The organism is Mesorhizobium sp. B2-4-7 (assembly GCF_006442685.1).
Classification (GTDB): Bacteria; Pseudomonadota; Alphaproteobacteria; order Rhizobiales; family Rhizobiaceae; genus Mesorhizobium.
In genome coordinates this window covers 125,204-139,211 of record NZ_VFVH01000010.1, presented here as the reverse complement: position 1 = coordinate 139,211, position 14,008 = coordinate 125,204, and the positions used below count along the sequence as shown (strand labels likewise).

18 protein-coding genes are annotated in these 14,008 nt (G+C 62.1%); 9 read left to right on the top strand and 9 right to left on the bottom strand.

The genetic code is table 11. The annotated features are described in order from the left end of the window. Position 1: 1 nt before the first annotated feature. Complete coding sequence (locus FJ946_RS23960) at positions 2 to 1,162, bottom strand: alpha/beta hydrolase (RefSeq protein WP_140564639.1); 1,161 nt, start codon at positions 1,160 to 1,162, stop codon at positions 2 to 4. 142 nt (positions 1,163 to 1,304) lie between these two features. Beyond that, positions 1,305 to 2,378: an alpha/beta hydrolase gene (locus FJ946_RS23955; protein ID WP_140493715.1), complete on the bottom strand. Its 1,074-nt coding sequence runs from the start codon at positions 2,376 to 2,378 to the stop codon at positions 1,305 to 1,307. 406 nt (positions 2,379 to 2,784) lie between these two features. Here FJ946_RS23955 and ilvA point away from each other — a divergent pair, with 406 nt between their 5' ends. Then, positions 2,785 to 4,041: a threonine ammonia-lyase IlvA gene (gene ilvA / locus FJ946_RS23950; RefSeq protein ID WP_140493713.1), complete on the top strand. Its 1,257-nt coding sequence runs from the start codon at positions 2,785 to 2,787 to the stop codon at positions 4,039 to 4,041. Beyond that, a complete protein-coding gene (locus FJ946_RS23945; RefSeq protein ID WP_140522097.1) occupies positions 4,038 to 4,592 on the top strand; it encodes a DUF1697 domain-containing protein in 555 nt (184 codons plus the stop codon). The genes ilvA and FJ946_RS23945 overlap by 4 nt, the downstream gene beginning before the upstream one ends. A 31-nt stretch (positions 4,593 to 4,623) precedes the next feature. Here the strand turns inward: FJ946_RS23945 and FJ946_RS23940 are convergent, their stop codons facing one another. Further along, the gene (locus FJ946_RS23940) at positions 4,624 to 4,917 is read right to left on the bottom strand and encodes a DUF2218 domain-containing protein (protein ID WP_140522099.1); all 294 of its coding nucleotides are present in this window, start codon (positions 4,915 to 4,917) and stop codon (positions 4,624 to 4,626) included. Between the two features lie 129 nt (positions 4,918 to 5,046). Continuing rightward, positions 5,047 to 5,487 (bottom strand): lactoylglutathione lyase, encoded by a 441-nt coding sequence (gloA, locus tag FJ946_RS23935; protein ID WP_140558496.1) that lies wholly within the window; start codon positions 5,485 to 5,487, stop codon positions 5,047 to 5,049. 268 nt (positions 5,488 to 5,755) lie between these two features. Here gloA and FJ946_RS23930 point away from each other — a divergent pair, with 268 nt between their 5' ends. From FJ946_RS23930 to FJ946_RS23920, 3 genes are read left to right on the top strand one after another with little or no spacing between them, the layout of a single operon-like run. Continuing rightward, entirely contained in the window at positions 5,756 to 6,301 is a 546-nt protein-coding gene (locus FJ946_RS23930; protein ID WP_181165163.1) for a cold-shock protein, read from the top strand. 22 nt (positions 6,302 to 6,323) lie between these two features. Beyond that, the gene (locus FJ946_RS23925) at positions 6,324 to 6,887 is read left to right on the top strand and encodes a DUF192 domain-containing protein (RefSeq protein WP_140522103.1); all 564 of its coding nucleotides are present in this window, start codon (positions 6,324 to 6,326) and stop codon (positions 6,885 to 6,887) included. A 20-nt stretch (positions 6,888 to 6,907) separates the two neighbouring features. Then, positions 6,908 to 7,675 (top strand): alpha/beta hydrolase, encoded by a 768-nt coding sequence (locus FJ946_RS23920; protein WP_140558495.1) that lies wholly within the window; start codon positions 6,908 to 6,910, stop codon positions 7,673 to 7,675. 43 nt (positions 7,676 to 7,718) lie between these two features. Here the strand turns inward: FJ946_RS23920 and FJ946_RS23915 are convergent, their stop codons facing one another. Further along, positions 7,719 to 8,324, bottom strand: coding sequence for a hypothetical protein (locus FJ946_RS23915; RefSeq protein ID WP_140547372.1), 606 nt, complete (start codon positions 8,322 to 8,324; stop codon positions 7,719 to 7,721). 124 nt (positions 8,325 to 8,448) lie between these two features. Here FJ946_RS23915 and cysE point away from each other — a divergent pair, with 124 nt between their 5' ends. Further along, on the top strand, positions 8,449 to 9,297 hold the full coding sequence (gene cysE / locus FJ946_RS23910) for a serine O-acetyltransferase (protein WP_140564637.1): 849 nt from the start codon (positions 8,449 to 8,451) through the stop codon (positions 9,295 to 9,297). 148 nt (positions 9,298 to 9,445) lie between these two features. Next, a complete protein-coding gene (locus FJ946_RS23905; protein WP_019857879.1) occupies positions 9,446 to 9,649 on the top strand; it encodes a DUF3126 family protein in 204 nt (67 codons plus the stop codon). A 46-nt stretch (positions 9,650 to 9,695) separates the two neighbouring features. Here the strand turns inward: FJ946_RS23905 and FJ946_RS23900 are convergent, their stop codons facing one another. Then, the gene (locus FJ946_RS23900) at positions 9,696 to 10,427 is read right to left on the bottom strand and encodes a hypothetical protein (RefSeq protein WP_140564635.1); all 732 of its coding nucleotides are present in this window, start codon (positions 10,425 to 10,427) and stop codon (positions 9,696 to 9,698) included. Positions 10,428 to 10,529: 102 nt separating this feature from the next. On the opposite strand from FJ946_RS23900, the gene FJ946_RS23895 reads away from it, so the two are divergent. Together FJ946_RS23895 and FJ946_RS23890 are read left to right on the top strand one after the other, a co-directional pair. Next, positions 10,530 to 10,850 carry a hypothetical protein gene (locus FJ946_RS23895; protein WP_140564634.1) on the top strand — a complete coding sequence of 107 codons (321 nt, stop codon included), beginning with the start codon at positions 10,530 to 10,532 and terminating at the stop codon, positions 10,848 to 10,850. A gap of 43 nt (positions 10,851 to 10,893) precedes the next feature. Further along, on the top strand, positions 10,894 to 11,421 hold the full coding sequence (locus FJ946_RS23890) for a gamma carbonic anhydrase family protein (protein ID WP_140517648.1): 528 nt from the start codon (positions 10,894 to 10,896) through the stop codon (positions 11,419 to 11,421). A 185-nt stretch (positions 11,422 to 11,606) separates the two neighbouring features. Here FJ946_RS23890 and FJ946_RS23885 read toward each other — a convergent pair whose 3' ends face one another. The 3 genes from FJ946_RS23885 to FJ946_RS23875 all read right to left on the bottom strand — a co-directional run bounded on the left by FJ946_RS23885 (position 11,607) and on the right by FJ946_RS23875 (position 13,778). Continuing rightward, complete coding sequence (locus tag FJ946_RS23885) at positions 11,607 to 12,215, bottom strand: transglutaminase-like cysteine peptidase (RefSeq protein WP_140517647.1); 609 nt, start codon at positions 12,213 to 12,215, stop codon at positions 11,607 to 11,609. A gap of 193 nt (positions 12,216 to 12,408) precedes the next feature. After that, positions 12,409 to 13,026: a PilZ domain-containing protein gene (locus FJ946_RS23880; RefSeq protein ID WP_140493689.1), complete on the bottom strand. Its 618-nt coding sequence runs from the start codon at positions 13,024 to 13,026 to the stop codon at positions 12,409 to 12,411. A 119-nt stretch (positions 13,027 to 13,145) separates the two neighbouring features. Then, a complete protein-coding gene (locus tag FJ946_RS23875) occupies positions 13,146 to 13,778 on the bottom strand; it encodes a PAS domain-containing protein (RefSeq protein ID WP_140493687.1) in 633 nt (210 codons plus the stop codon). Between the last annotated feature and the right edge of the window lie 230 nt (positions 13,779 to 14,008).

The window sequence follows — 14,008 nt, the reverse complement described above, 5'->3', positions numbered from 1 at the left end:
CTCATCCGCCGGTGGCGATCGTCAGCACCTTGAACGGCGTGGTGATGACGATCTCGGCAACCGAGCCGACGGCCTTGCCGAGGCCTTGGCCGAGATTGTTGAGCTGCACTGGAGGTTCGTCCGACGCCAGGCCGGCCGGGGCCCGCAGCCGGTCGCCGAGCAACTGAACCAGGATCGGATTGTCGGCGAATTTGGCGTGGTTCAGCCGGTCGCCACCCTTGGTCTGGCTGAGATCGACCACAGACACGCCATAGCTGGCGAGATCGGCCGCGTCGTCATAGTCGCCGACGCGGGGCTTGTCGCCCGAGATCAGGGAAGACAGTTTGAGCGCCCGGTCGTCCGCTGAAAGCAGGATGGCGAACGGTTTGTCCGGCTTGCCGTAGCGGATCATCTGTTTCTTGAACACGTCGACGTCGATGTCGGGCGAGGCCAGGACGACATAACCGAGCTTGCCGTCGAGATCGCGGTCGCCGGTGATGGCAAGCTGGCGCAGCGCCTCCATGGTCACCCATGTTCCCATCGAATGGGCAACGATGTCGATACTCTTGGCCCGCGTCTTGGCCAGCATCCTGAGCGTTGCCTCGAGGTCGTCACGCGCCGCGTTGGCGCTCTCCTTGTCATAGATGTAGCCCGTCGTCTTGCCGCTCGAGGCCCAGGAGAACAGCACCGGCGTGCCCGGATATTTCGTGTCGTGCGCGATCTGCGTCAGCCGGTAGATGCCGTCGTCGAAACCATTGTTGAACCCGTGCACGAAAACCAGCGCACGGTCGCCGCGCATGGCGATGTCGGCACCGACCGCCTTGGCGAATTGCGGCGCATCCGCGTAGAACGCGACATCCCTGGCGGTGAAATCCTTGGCTGGATTGCTGTTGGCAGACCCCCGGACACGCTCGATCATGCCGACCTTGTGACTTTTCGGCACGGTGACGTCGACCCGGGCGAAGCTGGTGGTCAAGGAGCGATCGCCGTCGAACACCTGCCGCGGGTCCTTGGTCGCCTTCTGGCGGGTGGTGGCGACGAATATCTCGTGGGTGGCCGCGATGTCGGACGCGGGTACGGCAACCGTCGTCCTGTTCAGCAGATCGTGCGTGTTTCGGCCGGCGCAGCCTGCGACCAGCAGCGTGAACGCAATGACGACGAAACTCTTCGAATGCACCGTCACACGCCGGCTCCCGCAAAGGAGGACGTCAAACGCGTGACGTCGCTGGATATTTCGATAAGGCCAGAGGCCGGCGCGGTCCAGTTCAAAGTTGGTCGACTCTGTCGCAAGGCCGAGCGGGCCACGCGAACCCGCGGCGATGCATCTATTGGCCGAGCAGGCTGATGCGGTCGGTCACGTCGCGGTCGCTGGCAAATCCATCGTCTTCGCGCAGCCGTTGGCCGATCATCTTCACCAGCGCGGGATTGTCGGCGAATTTCGTATGGTTGAAACTGTCCGCTCCCTTGATCTTGGAGAGGTCGACGACCGTTACGCCGTAGGATGCAAGGTCGGCGGCGTCCTTGTAGTCGCCGACGCGCGGCCGCGCGCCGGCAATCAGACCGGAGAGCCGGAGCGCGCGGTCATCATCGGACAACAACAGGATGAACGGCTTGTTGGGTTTGCCATAGCGGCGCATCTGGCTCTTGAACACGTCGACATCGATGTCGGGCGATGCGAGCACGACGTCGCCGAGCTTGCCGCCGAGATCACGGTCGCCGGTGATGGCGAGCTGGCGCAGCGTCTCCATGGTCACCCAGGTTCCCATTGAATGGGCGACGATGTCGATGCGCCGCGCGCCGGTCTGCGCCAGCATACGCAACGTCACTTCGAGCTGGTCGCGCGCGGCGCTGGCGCTTTCCTTGTCGTAGACATAGTCGGTGGTCTTGGCGCCGGATGCCCAGGAAAACAGCACGGGTGTGCCGGGATAGCCGGAATCGTGGACGATCTGGGTCAGGCGGTAAACGGCGTCGTCGAAGCCGGTGTTGTAGCCATGGACGAAGACCATGACGCGGTCGCCGCGCGCCGCGATGTCAGCACTCAGCGCATTGGCGAATTTCGGCTGGGTGTCGTAGCCGACGACCTCCGAGGCCATGAAATACTTGGCCGGATCGTTCGACTTGCCGCGCGAGCGGCGTTCGATCTGCCCGGTCTGGTGGATGCCGGGCACGGTGACGTTGACGCGGGCGTAGTTCAGCGTGGCCGATCGCTCGCCGTCGAAGACCTTGTTCGGATCGTCGGATTTCTTGCGCGTGGTGGCGATGAAGATGCTGTGATTGCCGGCGATCTCGGTCACCGGCGCTGCCACGATGGCGCTGCCGAGCAGTTCCTGGGTCTGCTGTCCCGCGCAGCCCGCGACAAGCAAGGCTAGGCCAATGGCAAAAATCGTCTTCAACGGCACGTCTGAAATTCCACTCCGGCCCGAAAAGGCCAATCGCCTCCGCAAGTCTCCCCCGACAGCGCAAGTGCGGCGGAAGTAAGTCGTGCCCAGCCGAAAAGCGGTCGGCGTCTCGCGACCGCCGCCGCAGTGTTGCACGAAAGCCAGACTGCATCAGGGCGAGCCCCGACGGGCCTTGGCACCCGCATGGATTTCAAGAATTACATGAACAATCACCTCCAACTAACGGCAAATATGTCACTAAACGCCGACCGCTTGGGAACATGAGTGACGGGCAATGGTTTCACGGGGTCGCCTGTGCAATAGACGGAATCGGGTTGCTTGGCGGCAAGGCTCGCGACAAAAGGGCGTTCCGCAGCCAATCGATGATAGACGTTCCCAAACGACATGCGTTCAAGGTGGCTTTCCGATGACCAGCTTCTCTTCCCGTGTTGCCACCGCTGCTTCCGCGATCCGCCGGATCTTTCCGGAAACGCCGCTGCAGGAGAACGACTATCTGTCGAAGAAGACCGGCGCGCGGGTGCTTTTGAAGCGCGAGGACCTGAGCCCGGTGCGCTCCTATAAGATCCGCGGCGCCTTCAACTTCTTCCGCAAGGCACTTGGCGAAGGCAATCAGGCCGAACTGTTCGTCTGCGCTTCCGCCGGCAATCATGCGCAGGGTTTCGCCTTCGTCTGCCGTCATTTCGGTAAAAAGGGCGTTGTATTCATGCCGGTGACGACGCCGCAGCAGAAGATCGACAAGACGCGGCTGTTCGGCGGCGACTTCGTCGAGATCAGGCTCGTCGGCGATTTCTTCGACGATTGCTATCGCGCCGCCATCGAATTCACCGAAAGCGCCGGCGCTCATATGGTGCCGCCCTTCGACCACAAGGACATCATCGAGGGACAGGCGACGGTCGCCTATGAGATCGCCCACCAGATGCCCGGCGCGGGCATGCCCGACATCGTCATGCTGCCGGTCGGCGGCGGAGGTCTGGCCGCAGGGGTGACGCACTACTTCGCCGATCAGGGGCGTGAGGCGCGCTTCGTCTTTTGCGAACCGGCAGGGGCGCCAAGCCTGCGCGAGAGCCTTGCGGCGGGAAAACGGCTCAAACTCGCCAAGGTCGATAATTTCGTCGACGGCGCGGCGGTCGCCGAGATCGGCCGTGAGCCCCTGCGTCACCTCAAGGACTTCGCCGCCGACACGGTGCGGTTGATCCCGGAAAACCGGCTCTGCGCGACCATGATCGAGATGCTCAATGTCGAGGGCGTGGTGCTGGAGCCGGCCGGCGCGCTGGCTATCGATGCGCTGAAGGATTTTTCCAGGAAGGAAATCCGCGGCAAGACCATCGTGGCGGTGGTTTCGGGCGGCAATTTCGATTTCGAACGGCTGCCGGACGTCAAGGAACGGGCACTGCGCTTCGAGGGCCTGAAGAAATACTTCATCATCCGCTTTCCGCAGCGGCCGGGCGCGCTGCGCGACTTCCTTGAAATGCTGGGGCCGGACGACGACATCGCCCGGTTCGAATATCTGAAGAAGTCGGCACGCAATTTCGGCTCGGTTCTGATCGGCATCGAAACCAAGGATCGCCGCAATTTCGACCTGCTGAAAGCGAATTTCGAGGCCGAAGGCGTCCAGTATCAGGATATCACCGACAACGAGACATTGGCCGGGTTCATCATATGAGCGGAAACGTCTTCATCGCCCTGTTTTCAGGCATCAATGTCGGCGGCAACCGCATCGTCAGGATGGCCGAGTTGCGGGCGTTCTTGGAGGATCTCGGGTTTTGCGATGTCGCTACCTACGTGCAGAGCGGCAACGCGGTGTTCCGGGCGAAGGAGGGAGACGCCGCCACGCTGACCAAACAGATCGAAGCGGCTTTCGAGGAGAAATGGGGTTTTCATTCGCGCATCATGGTGCGCGATCTCGGCTGGGTCGAACGGCTGGTCAGGGAAAATCCCTATCCGGAGATTGCCGAGGAGCCGACAAAGCTGCACGCGTATGCGCTGGAGCGCGCGCCTACCGCCGAGGAGGCGGCACGGCTGGCCGAAAGATGTACGGGTCCGGAGCGGTTCGAGATCAAGGGCGACGTGCTTTACCTGCATGCACCCGACGGACTGGGCAAATCGGTGTTTGCCAATCTCATTCCACGCGTACTGAAGGTACCGGGCACTGCGCGCAACTGGCGCTCGGTGCTGGCGCTGCTGGAGATGGCCGGCAAGCCCGGCGGCGGCTGATTAATGCCTGCCGTAATGCGTAGACAAGAGCCTACGCCGCCTCGGCGCGTTTCCAGTCGAACGTCAGCTCCTCGCGAAACGCAAAGCGTTTGATGTGGTCGGCGACGACGCTTTCGAGGCGTTCGATAGAGCCGGGGTCGTCGCTCGATACGGTGATGTGCAGCGCAGCTCCATCGGCATCCATGATGGTGCGGCCGAGCGAAAGGTCGATGGCGCCATGATTGGGATCGAATTCCACGGGGAATTTGTGCGCCCAATGTTTGCACAATTGCTGCAGATAACGGCTTGCATGTGCGGTGGTGACATCGGCATGGCTGATCGTCATGAAGGGATCTCCGAGGGTGAAACGCACGAAACGGTGCCCGCTTTCGAGGCGGGCGCTATCGCCGCATAGATAGGCGCAAGCTCGCCCGCCGCCATAGGCCGGCTGCCGATCGCTCGAAAAGGTGATCGATCACCAGCTTCCGGTGTTCGGCATCGACGCCCACGGTTCGGCCTTTGCCTTCGCCGGACCTTTCTGCAGAAGTTCGATCGAGATTCCGTCCGGCGACTTGACGAAAGCCATGTTGCCGTCGCGCGGCGGCCGGTGGATGGTGACACCGCTGTCCATCAGCCGCTGGCAGGTGGCGTATATGTCGTCGACTTCATAGGCGAGGTGGCCGAAATTGCGGCCGCCCTTGTAGTCTTCCGGGTCCCAATTGTAGGTGAGCTCGACCAGCGGTGCTTTCTCGTCGATGCCGCTTTGCTCGTCTTCCGGCGCGGCCAGGAAGATCAGCGTATAGCGGCCCTGCTCGTTCTCGTAGCGGCGCACTTCCTTCAGGCCGAGCTTGTTGCAGTAGAAATCGAGCGAAGCATCGATGTCGGCGACGCGAACCATGGTGTGCAGATAGCGCATGTGATTTCCTCGACTTGTTGGGTTGCGGCGCAACATAGGGGTGGGCCGTCCAAAGGGCAAATCCCAGGCGGCTGCCGGCGCCGCCAAAGAACAAATCCGGTATTCGCATAATGAACCGTGAAAAAAGGCACGTCAGGTCTTGCACTCACCGGAAGCCGCAGTGTTAATCTGGTGTCAAGAATCAGTTGCGGTGTTCTTGAAAAAAGGGGGCATTCTTATGGGGGAAAAAGCCTCTTTGACGGGGCGGTCCGAAACCCTTGGCGACGCCATGAAGCGCGACGAAGGCGGCGATGCCGTCGATCTGACCGAAATATCCGGCGCCATCAAGTGGTTCGATGTAGCCAAGGGCTATGGCTTCATCCTCCCGGATGACGGCGTTTCAGGCGACATCCTCCTCCATGTGACATGCCTTAGACGGGATGGTTTCCAGACTGCTCTGGAGGGAGCGCGCGTTGTCTGCCTCGTCAAGCAGGGCGAGCGCGGATTGCAGGCTTTCCGGGTTCTCTCGATGGATGTCACCACAGCGGTCCATCCCGCGGAAATGCAGGAACAGCGCACCCATGTCTCGGTGACACCCGAAAGCGGGCTGGAACGTGCCTTGGTGAAGTGGTTCAACCGCACCAAGGGGTTTGGTTTCCTGACCCGGGGCGAGGGCACCGAGGACATCTTCGTCCATATGGAAACCTTGCGTCGCTACGGCATCACCGAGCTTCGGCCGGGGCAGGTCGTGCTTGTCCGCTTCGGGCGCGGCGACAAAGGCCTTATGGCTGCCGAAATCCACCCCGATATGGGAACCTTGCCGGTCGCGCATTAGGGCGGTTGCCGAGGATTTTCGCATGACACATAGGAACTGGCTGACGGCGGGCGCAATGTGCGTCCTGGCTGCCGTCATCGTCGCCGCGGGCGCCTATTTCTATTTGCCTGCACCGACGGCGGCCGACAGCCGGGTGATGACCCTGCCGGTGGACCCAACGCCGCTGGTCGTGGCGACGAAAGGCGGAGATCGCTCCTTTTCCATCGAAATCGCCGACACCGATGCTGAACGCGAGGCCGGCTTGATGTATCGCCAGGACATGGCGGACGATCACGGCATGTTGTTCGTCTTCGACATGCAGCAGCAGGTCAACTTCTGGATGCAGAACACGCCGATGCCGCTTGACCTGGTTTTTATCGGCCAGGATGGCAAGATCCGGGCGGTCAAGCACGGCGAGCCGCAATCCCAGGCGCTCATTTCGCCCGGCGTGCCGGTGCGCTTCGTGCTTGAGCTCAAGGCGGGCACCGCCGCCAGGAACGGTATCGATTATGGCGACCTGGTGCGGCATCCGGCCGTTGGCACCATATCAGGCCCCGAGGTGCCGCCATCGGACAATGGCGATGCGCCGAACGGCGGTGGCGGTTGAGGACGCGGGCAGTATAGCCGATGCAGTTTTTTTCCCATGACGGGTTCGATATCGCCTTCCTCGACCGCCAGCCGGAATCGGGCCGGGGCGATCCTGTGTTGATGATCCATGGCTTTGCCTCCAGCCATTACGTCAACTGGGTTTCGCCCGGCTGGTTCAAGACGCTGAACGATGACGGCTACCGCGCCATTGCGCTGGACAATCGCGGCCACGGCTCGTCATCGAAAAGCTACGAAGAGGCAGATTACACCCCGGCCCGGATGGCCTCGGACGCGGCTGCTTTGCTCGATCATCTCGGCATCGGGCGCGCCCATGTCATGGGCTATTCGATGGGCGCGAGGATAGCGGCATTCCTGGCGCTGTCGGATCCCGACAAGGTGGCGACGCTGGTCTTCGGCGGTCTCGGCATCGGCATGATCGACGGCGTCGGCGATTGGGATCCGATCGCGGCAGCCCTTCTTGCCGACGATCCGGCCAAGACCACTCATCCCCGCGGCCGTTCGTTTCGCGCCTTCGCCGACCAGACTCGCAGCGACCGCCGGGCGCTCGCGGCCTGCATTGCCACCTCCCGCGAGTTGCTGAGCGAGGATGAAATTGCCCGGATCGCCCAGCCGACGCTGATCGCCGTCGGCACCACCGATGACATTGGCGGCTCGCCCGACGAACTTGCCGCACTGATGCCCAACGCCAAGGCTTTCCACATCGAAGGCCGTGACCATATGCTGGCCGTCGGCGACAAGACCTTCAAGCGGCGTGTGCTGGAATTCTACGCCGAAAATCCGCTTTGACCCGGCGTAAGAGCCCGATAAACCGAAAGGCACAAGCCCGATATCACCCCGGTTTTTGCAGCGCTTCGAGCGACCGGGTGAGATTCAGCCTAGCCTGCTGCTCGAAGCGCCGGCGGAATTCCTCGCTGTGGAAGATGTGCGGGCGTGTCAGGAAGCTGTTCAGCACCGCGCCACGTCCGGCCCGCCATATCGGCTCCTCCACCCATTGATATTCGGCGCGGATCGCGCGCTCATAGGCATCGAATGCATCCGGCGCTGCGCCGAGGATCGACAGGTCCATGTCCAGGAAAAGAGCGGCGTCACGCACCGCGGCCGTGTCTTCGAAGCCCGGCAACTGGTGTGTTGCGGTGGCAAGGATCATGGCGCAGATGCGGCCGAGGCGCTGGGCGTCGATGCGGCCCGCGAGCTTCTTTTCCGCGAGCGCTGCGCTTTGCGCCTCGTTGTCCTTGGCCCGGCTGTCATAGACGGCGTCGTGGAACCAGATCGCCGCCTCGACGGCCTCGGGATCGCCGAGCAGCTTCCGGTACTCGCCGGCGAGCGCCAGCATCGCCTCGATATGGGCAAGGTTGTGGTAGTGGCGATCCCGTCCCTCATAGAGGGCGGAAAGCTCGCGTTTGAGGGCATTGTCGAGCAAGAGTTCATTTTCCATGCCGGCTTGAATTCCCGCGAACCAAATCCATTTGACAGAGCACTAAGGAAAATTGAGTTCAATCGTGCTATGATCTGGCTTATATGTGCGGCTCGACATTAGGCAAGGCGGCAGGACGACGTCGATGAACAGCATCAGCATTTCCCGACACAGCGCGTTGCAGCCGGTCGATCCGATCTGGCGCTCGATCCGTGACGAAGCGATGGACGCGGTCAATCGCGACCCGCTGCTCGCCGCCTTCCTCTATTCGACCATCCTCAACCAGGAGAGCCTGGAGGAGGCGGTCATCCACCGGCTGGCCGAGCGGTTGGCGCACCAGGACATAGGTTCCGATCTCATCCGCCAGACCTTCAAGTCGATGCTGGCCGACGACAAGGATTGGCCGACCATCGTGCGTGTCGATATCCAGGCCTATTACGACCGCGATCCGGCCTGCGACCGCTTCATCATGCCGGTGCTCTACTTCAAGGGATTTCACGCCATCCAGACCCACAGGCTGGCGCATTGGCTGTGGAACCAGGGGCGCAAGGATTTCGCGCTCTATCTGCAAAGCCGTTCGTCCTCGGTTTTCCAGACCGATATCAATCCGGCGGCCCGCATCGGCAAGGGCATCTTCATCGACCACGCCACCGGCCTGGTCGTCGGCGAGACAGCGGTCATCGAGGACGACGTGTCGATCCTGCACGGTGTCACGCTCGGCGGCACCGGCAAGGCCGGCGGAGACCGTCACCCCAAGATTCGTCGTGGCGTCTTGATCGGTGCCGGCGCCAAGATTCTCGGCAACATCGAAATCGGCCATTGCTCCAAGATCGCCGCCGGTTCGGTGGTGCTGTCGCCGGTGCCGCATAACAAGACGGTCGCAGGCGTGCCGGCTCGCGTCGTCGGCGAGACCGGCTGCGACCAGCCGTCGCGCCAGATGGACCAGCTTCTACCGTCGCAGACGATGGACCAGGTCGTCAGCTTCGACATCTAATTTTACTGAGGGGCGTCGGGGAGTTTCGCACTGCTCGCGTCGACGAGTCCGATTGCCGTGCAATACGGCGAGCTTGCCTTTACATGGCCATCGTCAACGTGTCAGAAGCGCCGTTCAAACGAGCAAGCCCGATGATCGGAGAAGACTGTTGAAGCCTGACGAAATCAGAAAGCTGGACGCCTATTTCAAGCGCGTCTTCCAGAACCCCAAGCTCGAGGTCAAGGCACGGCCGCGCAAGGAGGATTCGGCCGAAGTCTACGTCGGCGACGAATTCCTCGGCATCGTCTTCAAAGACGAGGATGACGGCGACTACAATTTCTCGATGGCGATCCTCGACATCGATCTGGGCTGATCCCACGCCCATGGCGATGCCGGACGCAAACGCGGCCGGCCTTCCGTCACTGTCCCGCCTTCAGGACACGCCCGGCCTCGGCGGTGATTGCCGCGTCAAGCGCCTGCCAATCCCCCAGAAATTCCTTCGGGAAGCGATAGGTGAGGCTGAGATCCTCGCCGACATGGATGTCGCGCTCGCAAGGCGCCAGCGATTGTTCGGCTGCCGGCCCACTCAGGCAGCGGGCCACGAACGGGTCCTTGCCGGGCCGGTTGCCGACAACGAGCACCTCGTTGAGGTAACCTGATTTCGCGTTGAAACCGTAAATCGTCGTGCCGCCCGGACCTGCCGTGCCGGGCTGCACGATCAACGCGCTGTAGATCGGCCCGAAACGTCCGCTCATGTCGCGAGACATCATTTGCGGTTCGAAGGACAGGAAGACGATGCTTTTGGCTGGCCCCGTGTGGTTGAAATCGCCGCGGGCGGCCTCGCTGTAGCCATCCATCTGGGGATAGCGCAGATAGAGGTCGAGCCGCGAGGCGATGCCGTCGCGCCGCGCCTGTTCGAAACGGATAAAATTGGCAGGCACGGCGATGACATTGTTGCCGACCACCACCTTGCGCATCGTCGCATCATCCGTGTAGCCGGCCATGGCGATCGAATGGCCGAACCATTTGCCGCCCAGGCTGATTGCGACCGACAGCAGGGCGAGTGCTGCGAAGGCGTAGAACACCCGCTTCATCAGCGTGGAATCGACCACGGTGAATTGGGGGTCGTCGGCGATCGCTGCCTGCTTCATCTCTGTCCCCGGATTCCTGTCCCGTGACGGCACGCATCGCACGGCACGGCTCTTGCAGTCCTTCCAGCGACTGTGCGATTTCATGGTAAACGGAAGGTAAAGATGGGCCCGGTTGAGCTAACTGCGTTCGCTTTTCCTGTCGGGTTGACGGCTTGCGGGCTGGTCGGATCGGCGATGGAGTTGGTTGCCGGGCGCAAGGTCGCGTTCACCGAGCCTTATGTGTCCTCCGCGCACGTACTGCGTTCGCTCGCCGCCACCGCGTGCGCCGGGCCGTTCATGCTGCTCAACGATGCCTTGGACGCCCGCCGCGACGGTCGCATTTCGTCGGTGGCGCTGATTTCCTGTGGCTGCACGGCGGTCGCCTGGACGCTGGCGCTCGGCATCGTTCTTGTGGCCGTTGCGTGTTGGGAGGTGCCAACCTAGGGTCGTTCGACTTTCAGGCTTGAGACGAATCGGAGACCAGAAAATGCCGCTTTATGCGATCGATGGCACCGAACCGAACTTCGCGGATGCGGGCTCAAACTGGATCGCGCCCGATGCGACGCTGATCGGCGACATCAGCATCGGCCGCAATGCCGGCTTCTGGTTCGGCGTCGTCATCCGCGGCGACAATGAACCTGTCGTGATCGGCGCCGACACCAACGTGCAGGAGCACACGGTCATGCACACCGATCCCGGCTTCCCGCTGACCATTGGCGAAGGCTGCACGATTGGACACCGGGCCATGCTGCATGGCTGCACCATTGGCGACAACAGCCTGATCGGCATGGGCGCAATCGTGCTCAACGGCGCCAGGATCGGCAAGAATTCGCTGGTCGGCGCCGGCGCGCTGGTCACCGAAGGCAAGGAATTCCCGGACAATTCGCTGATCGTCGGCTCGCCGGCCAAGGCGATCAGGGTGCTGGACGAGACGGCGATCGCGAGGCTGCGAGCCTCGGCCGCGCACTATGTCGCCAACGGCAAGCGCTTCAAGGCGGGGTTGAAGAAGGTCTAGGCCAGAAATGGCGGAGCCGGCCCGGGGACGGGGCCGGCTCCTTAGACCCGGTCGTTGGGACGGGGAGGGTGGGGACTCGACCGGGTTTCTCCTTAGGCGCATCGCCTTGATGCGTAGCGCCTGGTCTCTGGTTCACGCGTGCCGGTCCCCTAACGCTGCGCGTTGATCGCCATGGATCGACGCCGTCAGCGGACGCTGGCGACCGCGTCGGCGCGGCCGTCGTTGATCGTCACCCAGACGCCGGAATTGGTATCCGACTGTCGCTTGAGGTAGGTGTAGTCGGTGTCCGTCCAGGACAGGACCTTGGTTTCCAGATTGTCGAGGATGAATTCGCCGAGGCTGGTGCGCACGGTCAGCACCGCGTGGCCGTCACCGTTCGGCTGGCGCGCGACCGTCATCAACAGGTTGCCGGCCGGAACGCCGGCGTCCATCAGCTCGCGGCGCTTTTCCAGCGCGTAGTCCTCGCAATCGCCATAGCCGTTGTCGGGATAGGCCCAATATTCCTCGACGCCGTTGTTTTCCATGTCGGTGCGCGGCTTGACGCGGGTATTGACCGAGTTGTTGATGCTGAGGATCGTCGCCCACAGCTTGCGGGTCAGTTCGACCGGCGCCCCCTTGGGTGTCCGCTCGCTGCATTCGCCCGGTATGCGCTGGCAGAATTCATAGTGTCCGACAGGCTGTGTGGTGCGGCCGCCGGTGTGCATATAGGCCGGTCCCGCGGCATATGCTGATCCCCAAGCGGAAAGCTGCATCGCCATTGCCATCAGCAACAGCTTGCCTCTCGTTTTCTTCATTGTTTTTGTCTCCCCGTTCGAGGGAGACATTGCCACAGGTGGATTTATTCGACGCAAAAGCGCGCAGTAGATATTGAGTAAAACGTCCCTAGAATAGGTATCAAATTTGAAACTTTTGAGTGGTCAATCGTTGTCGTGAAATACAAAAAAACCGGCCGCGAAGGCCGGTTTTGATCTTAACGCTGTTCGGCCTTCAGGCGCGCGGCGTGTTGAATTCCGAATCGAGCGTCTCAGGCCGCTGGATGACGGCGAATTCGATGGCGACGCCATCCTCGAAATGACGCACGATCTGTCCGCGCATGGTGCCGAGCATGACCTGGACGCCGATCGCCGGCTTGACGTCGATCTCGATCGCGGCGCCGGAGAGCGACAGGTCGATGATGCGGCACTGGTACTGACGGCCGTCGGTGAGCTGCAGGATGCTGGTCGGGTTGCGGGGGGCGACGCGCTCGTGGCGGCGGTCTTCCGGCAGATCGAGCTCGTGCTTGTTGGCGAGCCACGTCAATTGCGCGGCGAGCTTGTCCTTCTTGCGGTCCGACGCAATCACCGTCATTGCGAAACCGTCCTGCAAGGTGCGGGTGACGACGCCTTCTATGCGGCCGATATGGTCGACATAGGCGATGACCTTTTCACCGGGCATGCCGATGCGGTCCGTGCGAAACGCGACGTTACCCGGCGACATATCGACGACCTGGCAAGGATGTTCGGTGCGGTCTTCCAGCATGAAGCGCCCGTATATCTTGACCCGGACGCGCTGAAAGTTACGTCTCTCAGCTTGGGACGGCGCGTAGTCGACCGCCGCTGACCTCATGACTGCCTACACCCCGTTTGGCATCCCCGCGCGCCGATGCCAGGGACTTCATCCCAGAACTACAGCAAAGCGGGTTAACAAAGGGGAAAAACGGGCAGGCGGGGCTGTAGGATCGTCAACTATTCCTCGCGCCCGCCATCGAAGACGACGAGGTGGCGGATGCGGCGCGCTCGGCCGAGCGCGGAGATGGTTTCGGGCGCCTCCAGTTCGGCGGGAACAAGCGAGGGAACGTCGATCGCCGGCCGGCTCGCCAGCAACTCTTTTTCGGGATCGATGACACGGATCGAATCGATCAACGCGTCCGTGAGCGGGTCGGCGCCCAGCCAGAACGGCTTCTCCACAGCGCTGATCACGCCAAGGCAACGCGGGTTTTCGACGCCGCCATCCAGCGGTAAGGCAAGCAGTTCGAACTTGTTGGAACGGCCGTTGCGGCTGAAGCCCTCGAACATGATCAGCACGACGGATTTCTGGTCGAACACGCCATGGATCAGCTTCGAGACCAGCCGCTGGTCCTTCTCGCGCCATAGCGAGGGAAAGGAGAACCCCTTGAGTTCGCGGCCATAGGAGGCGCAGAGCCTTGTGCCGGCCAGCCGGAACACCGCTTGCCCACGCGTGTCCCTTTCCAGGATGAAGGTGTCGGCCAGCAGCGACTTGATATCGGCCGGCTCCACTTCCGAGCGCTTCGGGGCAGGGCGTCCATCACGCAAGCGGTTCCAATACTGGAACAGCGTGATCGATCCGTTCTGGTTCATGCTAAGCAGCTCCGCGCATTCTGTCGTCTGATGTCCCATCGGTGAACAGAAGGGCGCCCTCCGATGACCTACATGCGTTGCGGAGCAGGAAGCGTGCCAGCGTCGTTAACACTTGTTCACGGGTCGGGGCCGTTAAGGTTAACAAGTGGTTTACGTTGCGCCCGGTCGAGCCGCGTGGCACACAAAAACCACTCCAGAAGCGGTCGTTTCGCGACGATCGGCAGCACTTC

Excerpts from the sequence above, each read along its gene's own strand:
- FJ946_RS23895 (WP_140564634.1), top strand. The coding sequence starts at position 10,530 with ATGGGCCCGGTTGAGCTAACTGCGTTCGCTTTTCCTGTCGGGTTGACG.
- FJ946_RS23930 (WP_181165163.1), top strand. The coding sequence starts at position 5,756 with ATGAAGCGCGACGAAGGCGGCGATGCCGTCGATCTGACCGAAATATCC.
- gloA (WP_140558496.1), bottom strand. The coding sequence starts at position 5,487 with ATGCGCTATCTGCACACCATGGTTCGCGTCGCCGACATCGATGCTTCG.
- FJ946_RS23875 (WP_140493687.1), bottom strand. The coding sequence starts at position 13,778 with ATGAACCAGAACGGATCGATCACGCTGTTCCAGTATTGGAACCGCTTG.
- FJ946_RS23885 (WP_140517647.1), bottom strand. The coding sequence starts at position 12,215 with ATGAAGAAAACGAGAGGCAAGCTGTTGCTGATGGCAATGGCGATGCAG.
- ilvA (WP_140493713.1), top strand. The coding sequence starts at position 2,785 with ATGACCAGCTTCTCTTCCCGTGTTGCCACCGCTGCTTCCGCGATCCGC.
- FJ946_RS23925 (WP_140522103.1), top strand. The coding sequence starts at position 6,324 with ATGACACATAGGAACTGGCTGACGGCGGGCGCAATGTGCGTCCTGGCT.
- FJ946_RS23900 (WP_140564635.1), bottom strand. The coding sequence starts at position 10,427 with ATGAAGCAGGCAGCGATCGCCGACGACCCCCAATTCACCGTGGTCGAT.
- FJ946_RS23945 (WP_140522097.1), top strand. The coding sequence starts at position 4,038 with ATGAGCGGAAACGTCTTCATCGCCCTGTTTTCAGGCATCAATGTCGGC.
- FJ946_RS23920 (WP_140558495.1), top strand. The coding sequence starts at position 6,908 with ATGCAGTTTTTTTCCCATGACGGGTTCGATATCGCCTTCCTCGACCGC.
- cysE (WP_140564637.1), top strand. The coding sequence starts at position 8,449 with ATGAACAGCATCAGCATTTCCCGACACAGCGCGTTGCAGCCGGTCGAT.
- FJ946_RS23915 (WP_140547372.1), bottom strand. The coding sequence starts at position 8,324 with ATGGAAAATGAACTCTTGCTCGACAATGCCCTCAAACGCGAGCTTTCC.
- FJ946_RS23890 (WP_140517648.1), top strand. The coding sequence starts at position 10,894 with ATGCCGCTTTATGCGATCGATGGCACCGAACCGAACTTCGCGGATGCG.
- FJ946_RS23880 (WP_140493689.1), bottom strand. The coding sequence starts at position 13,026 with ATGAGGTCAGCGGCGGTCGACTACGCGCCGTCCCAAGCTGAGAGACGT.
- FJ946_RS23940 (WP_140522099.1), bottom strand. The coding sequence starts at position 4,917 with ATGACGATCAGCCATGCCGATGTCACCACCGCACATGCAAGCCGTTAT.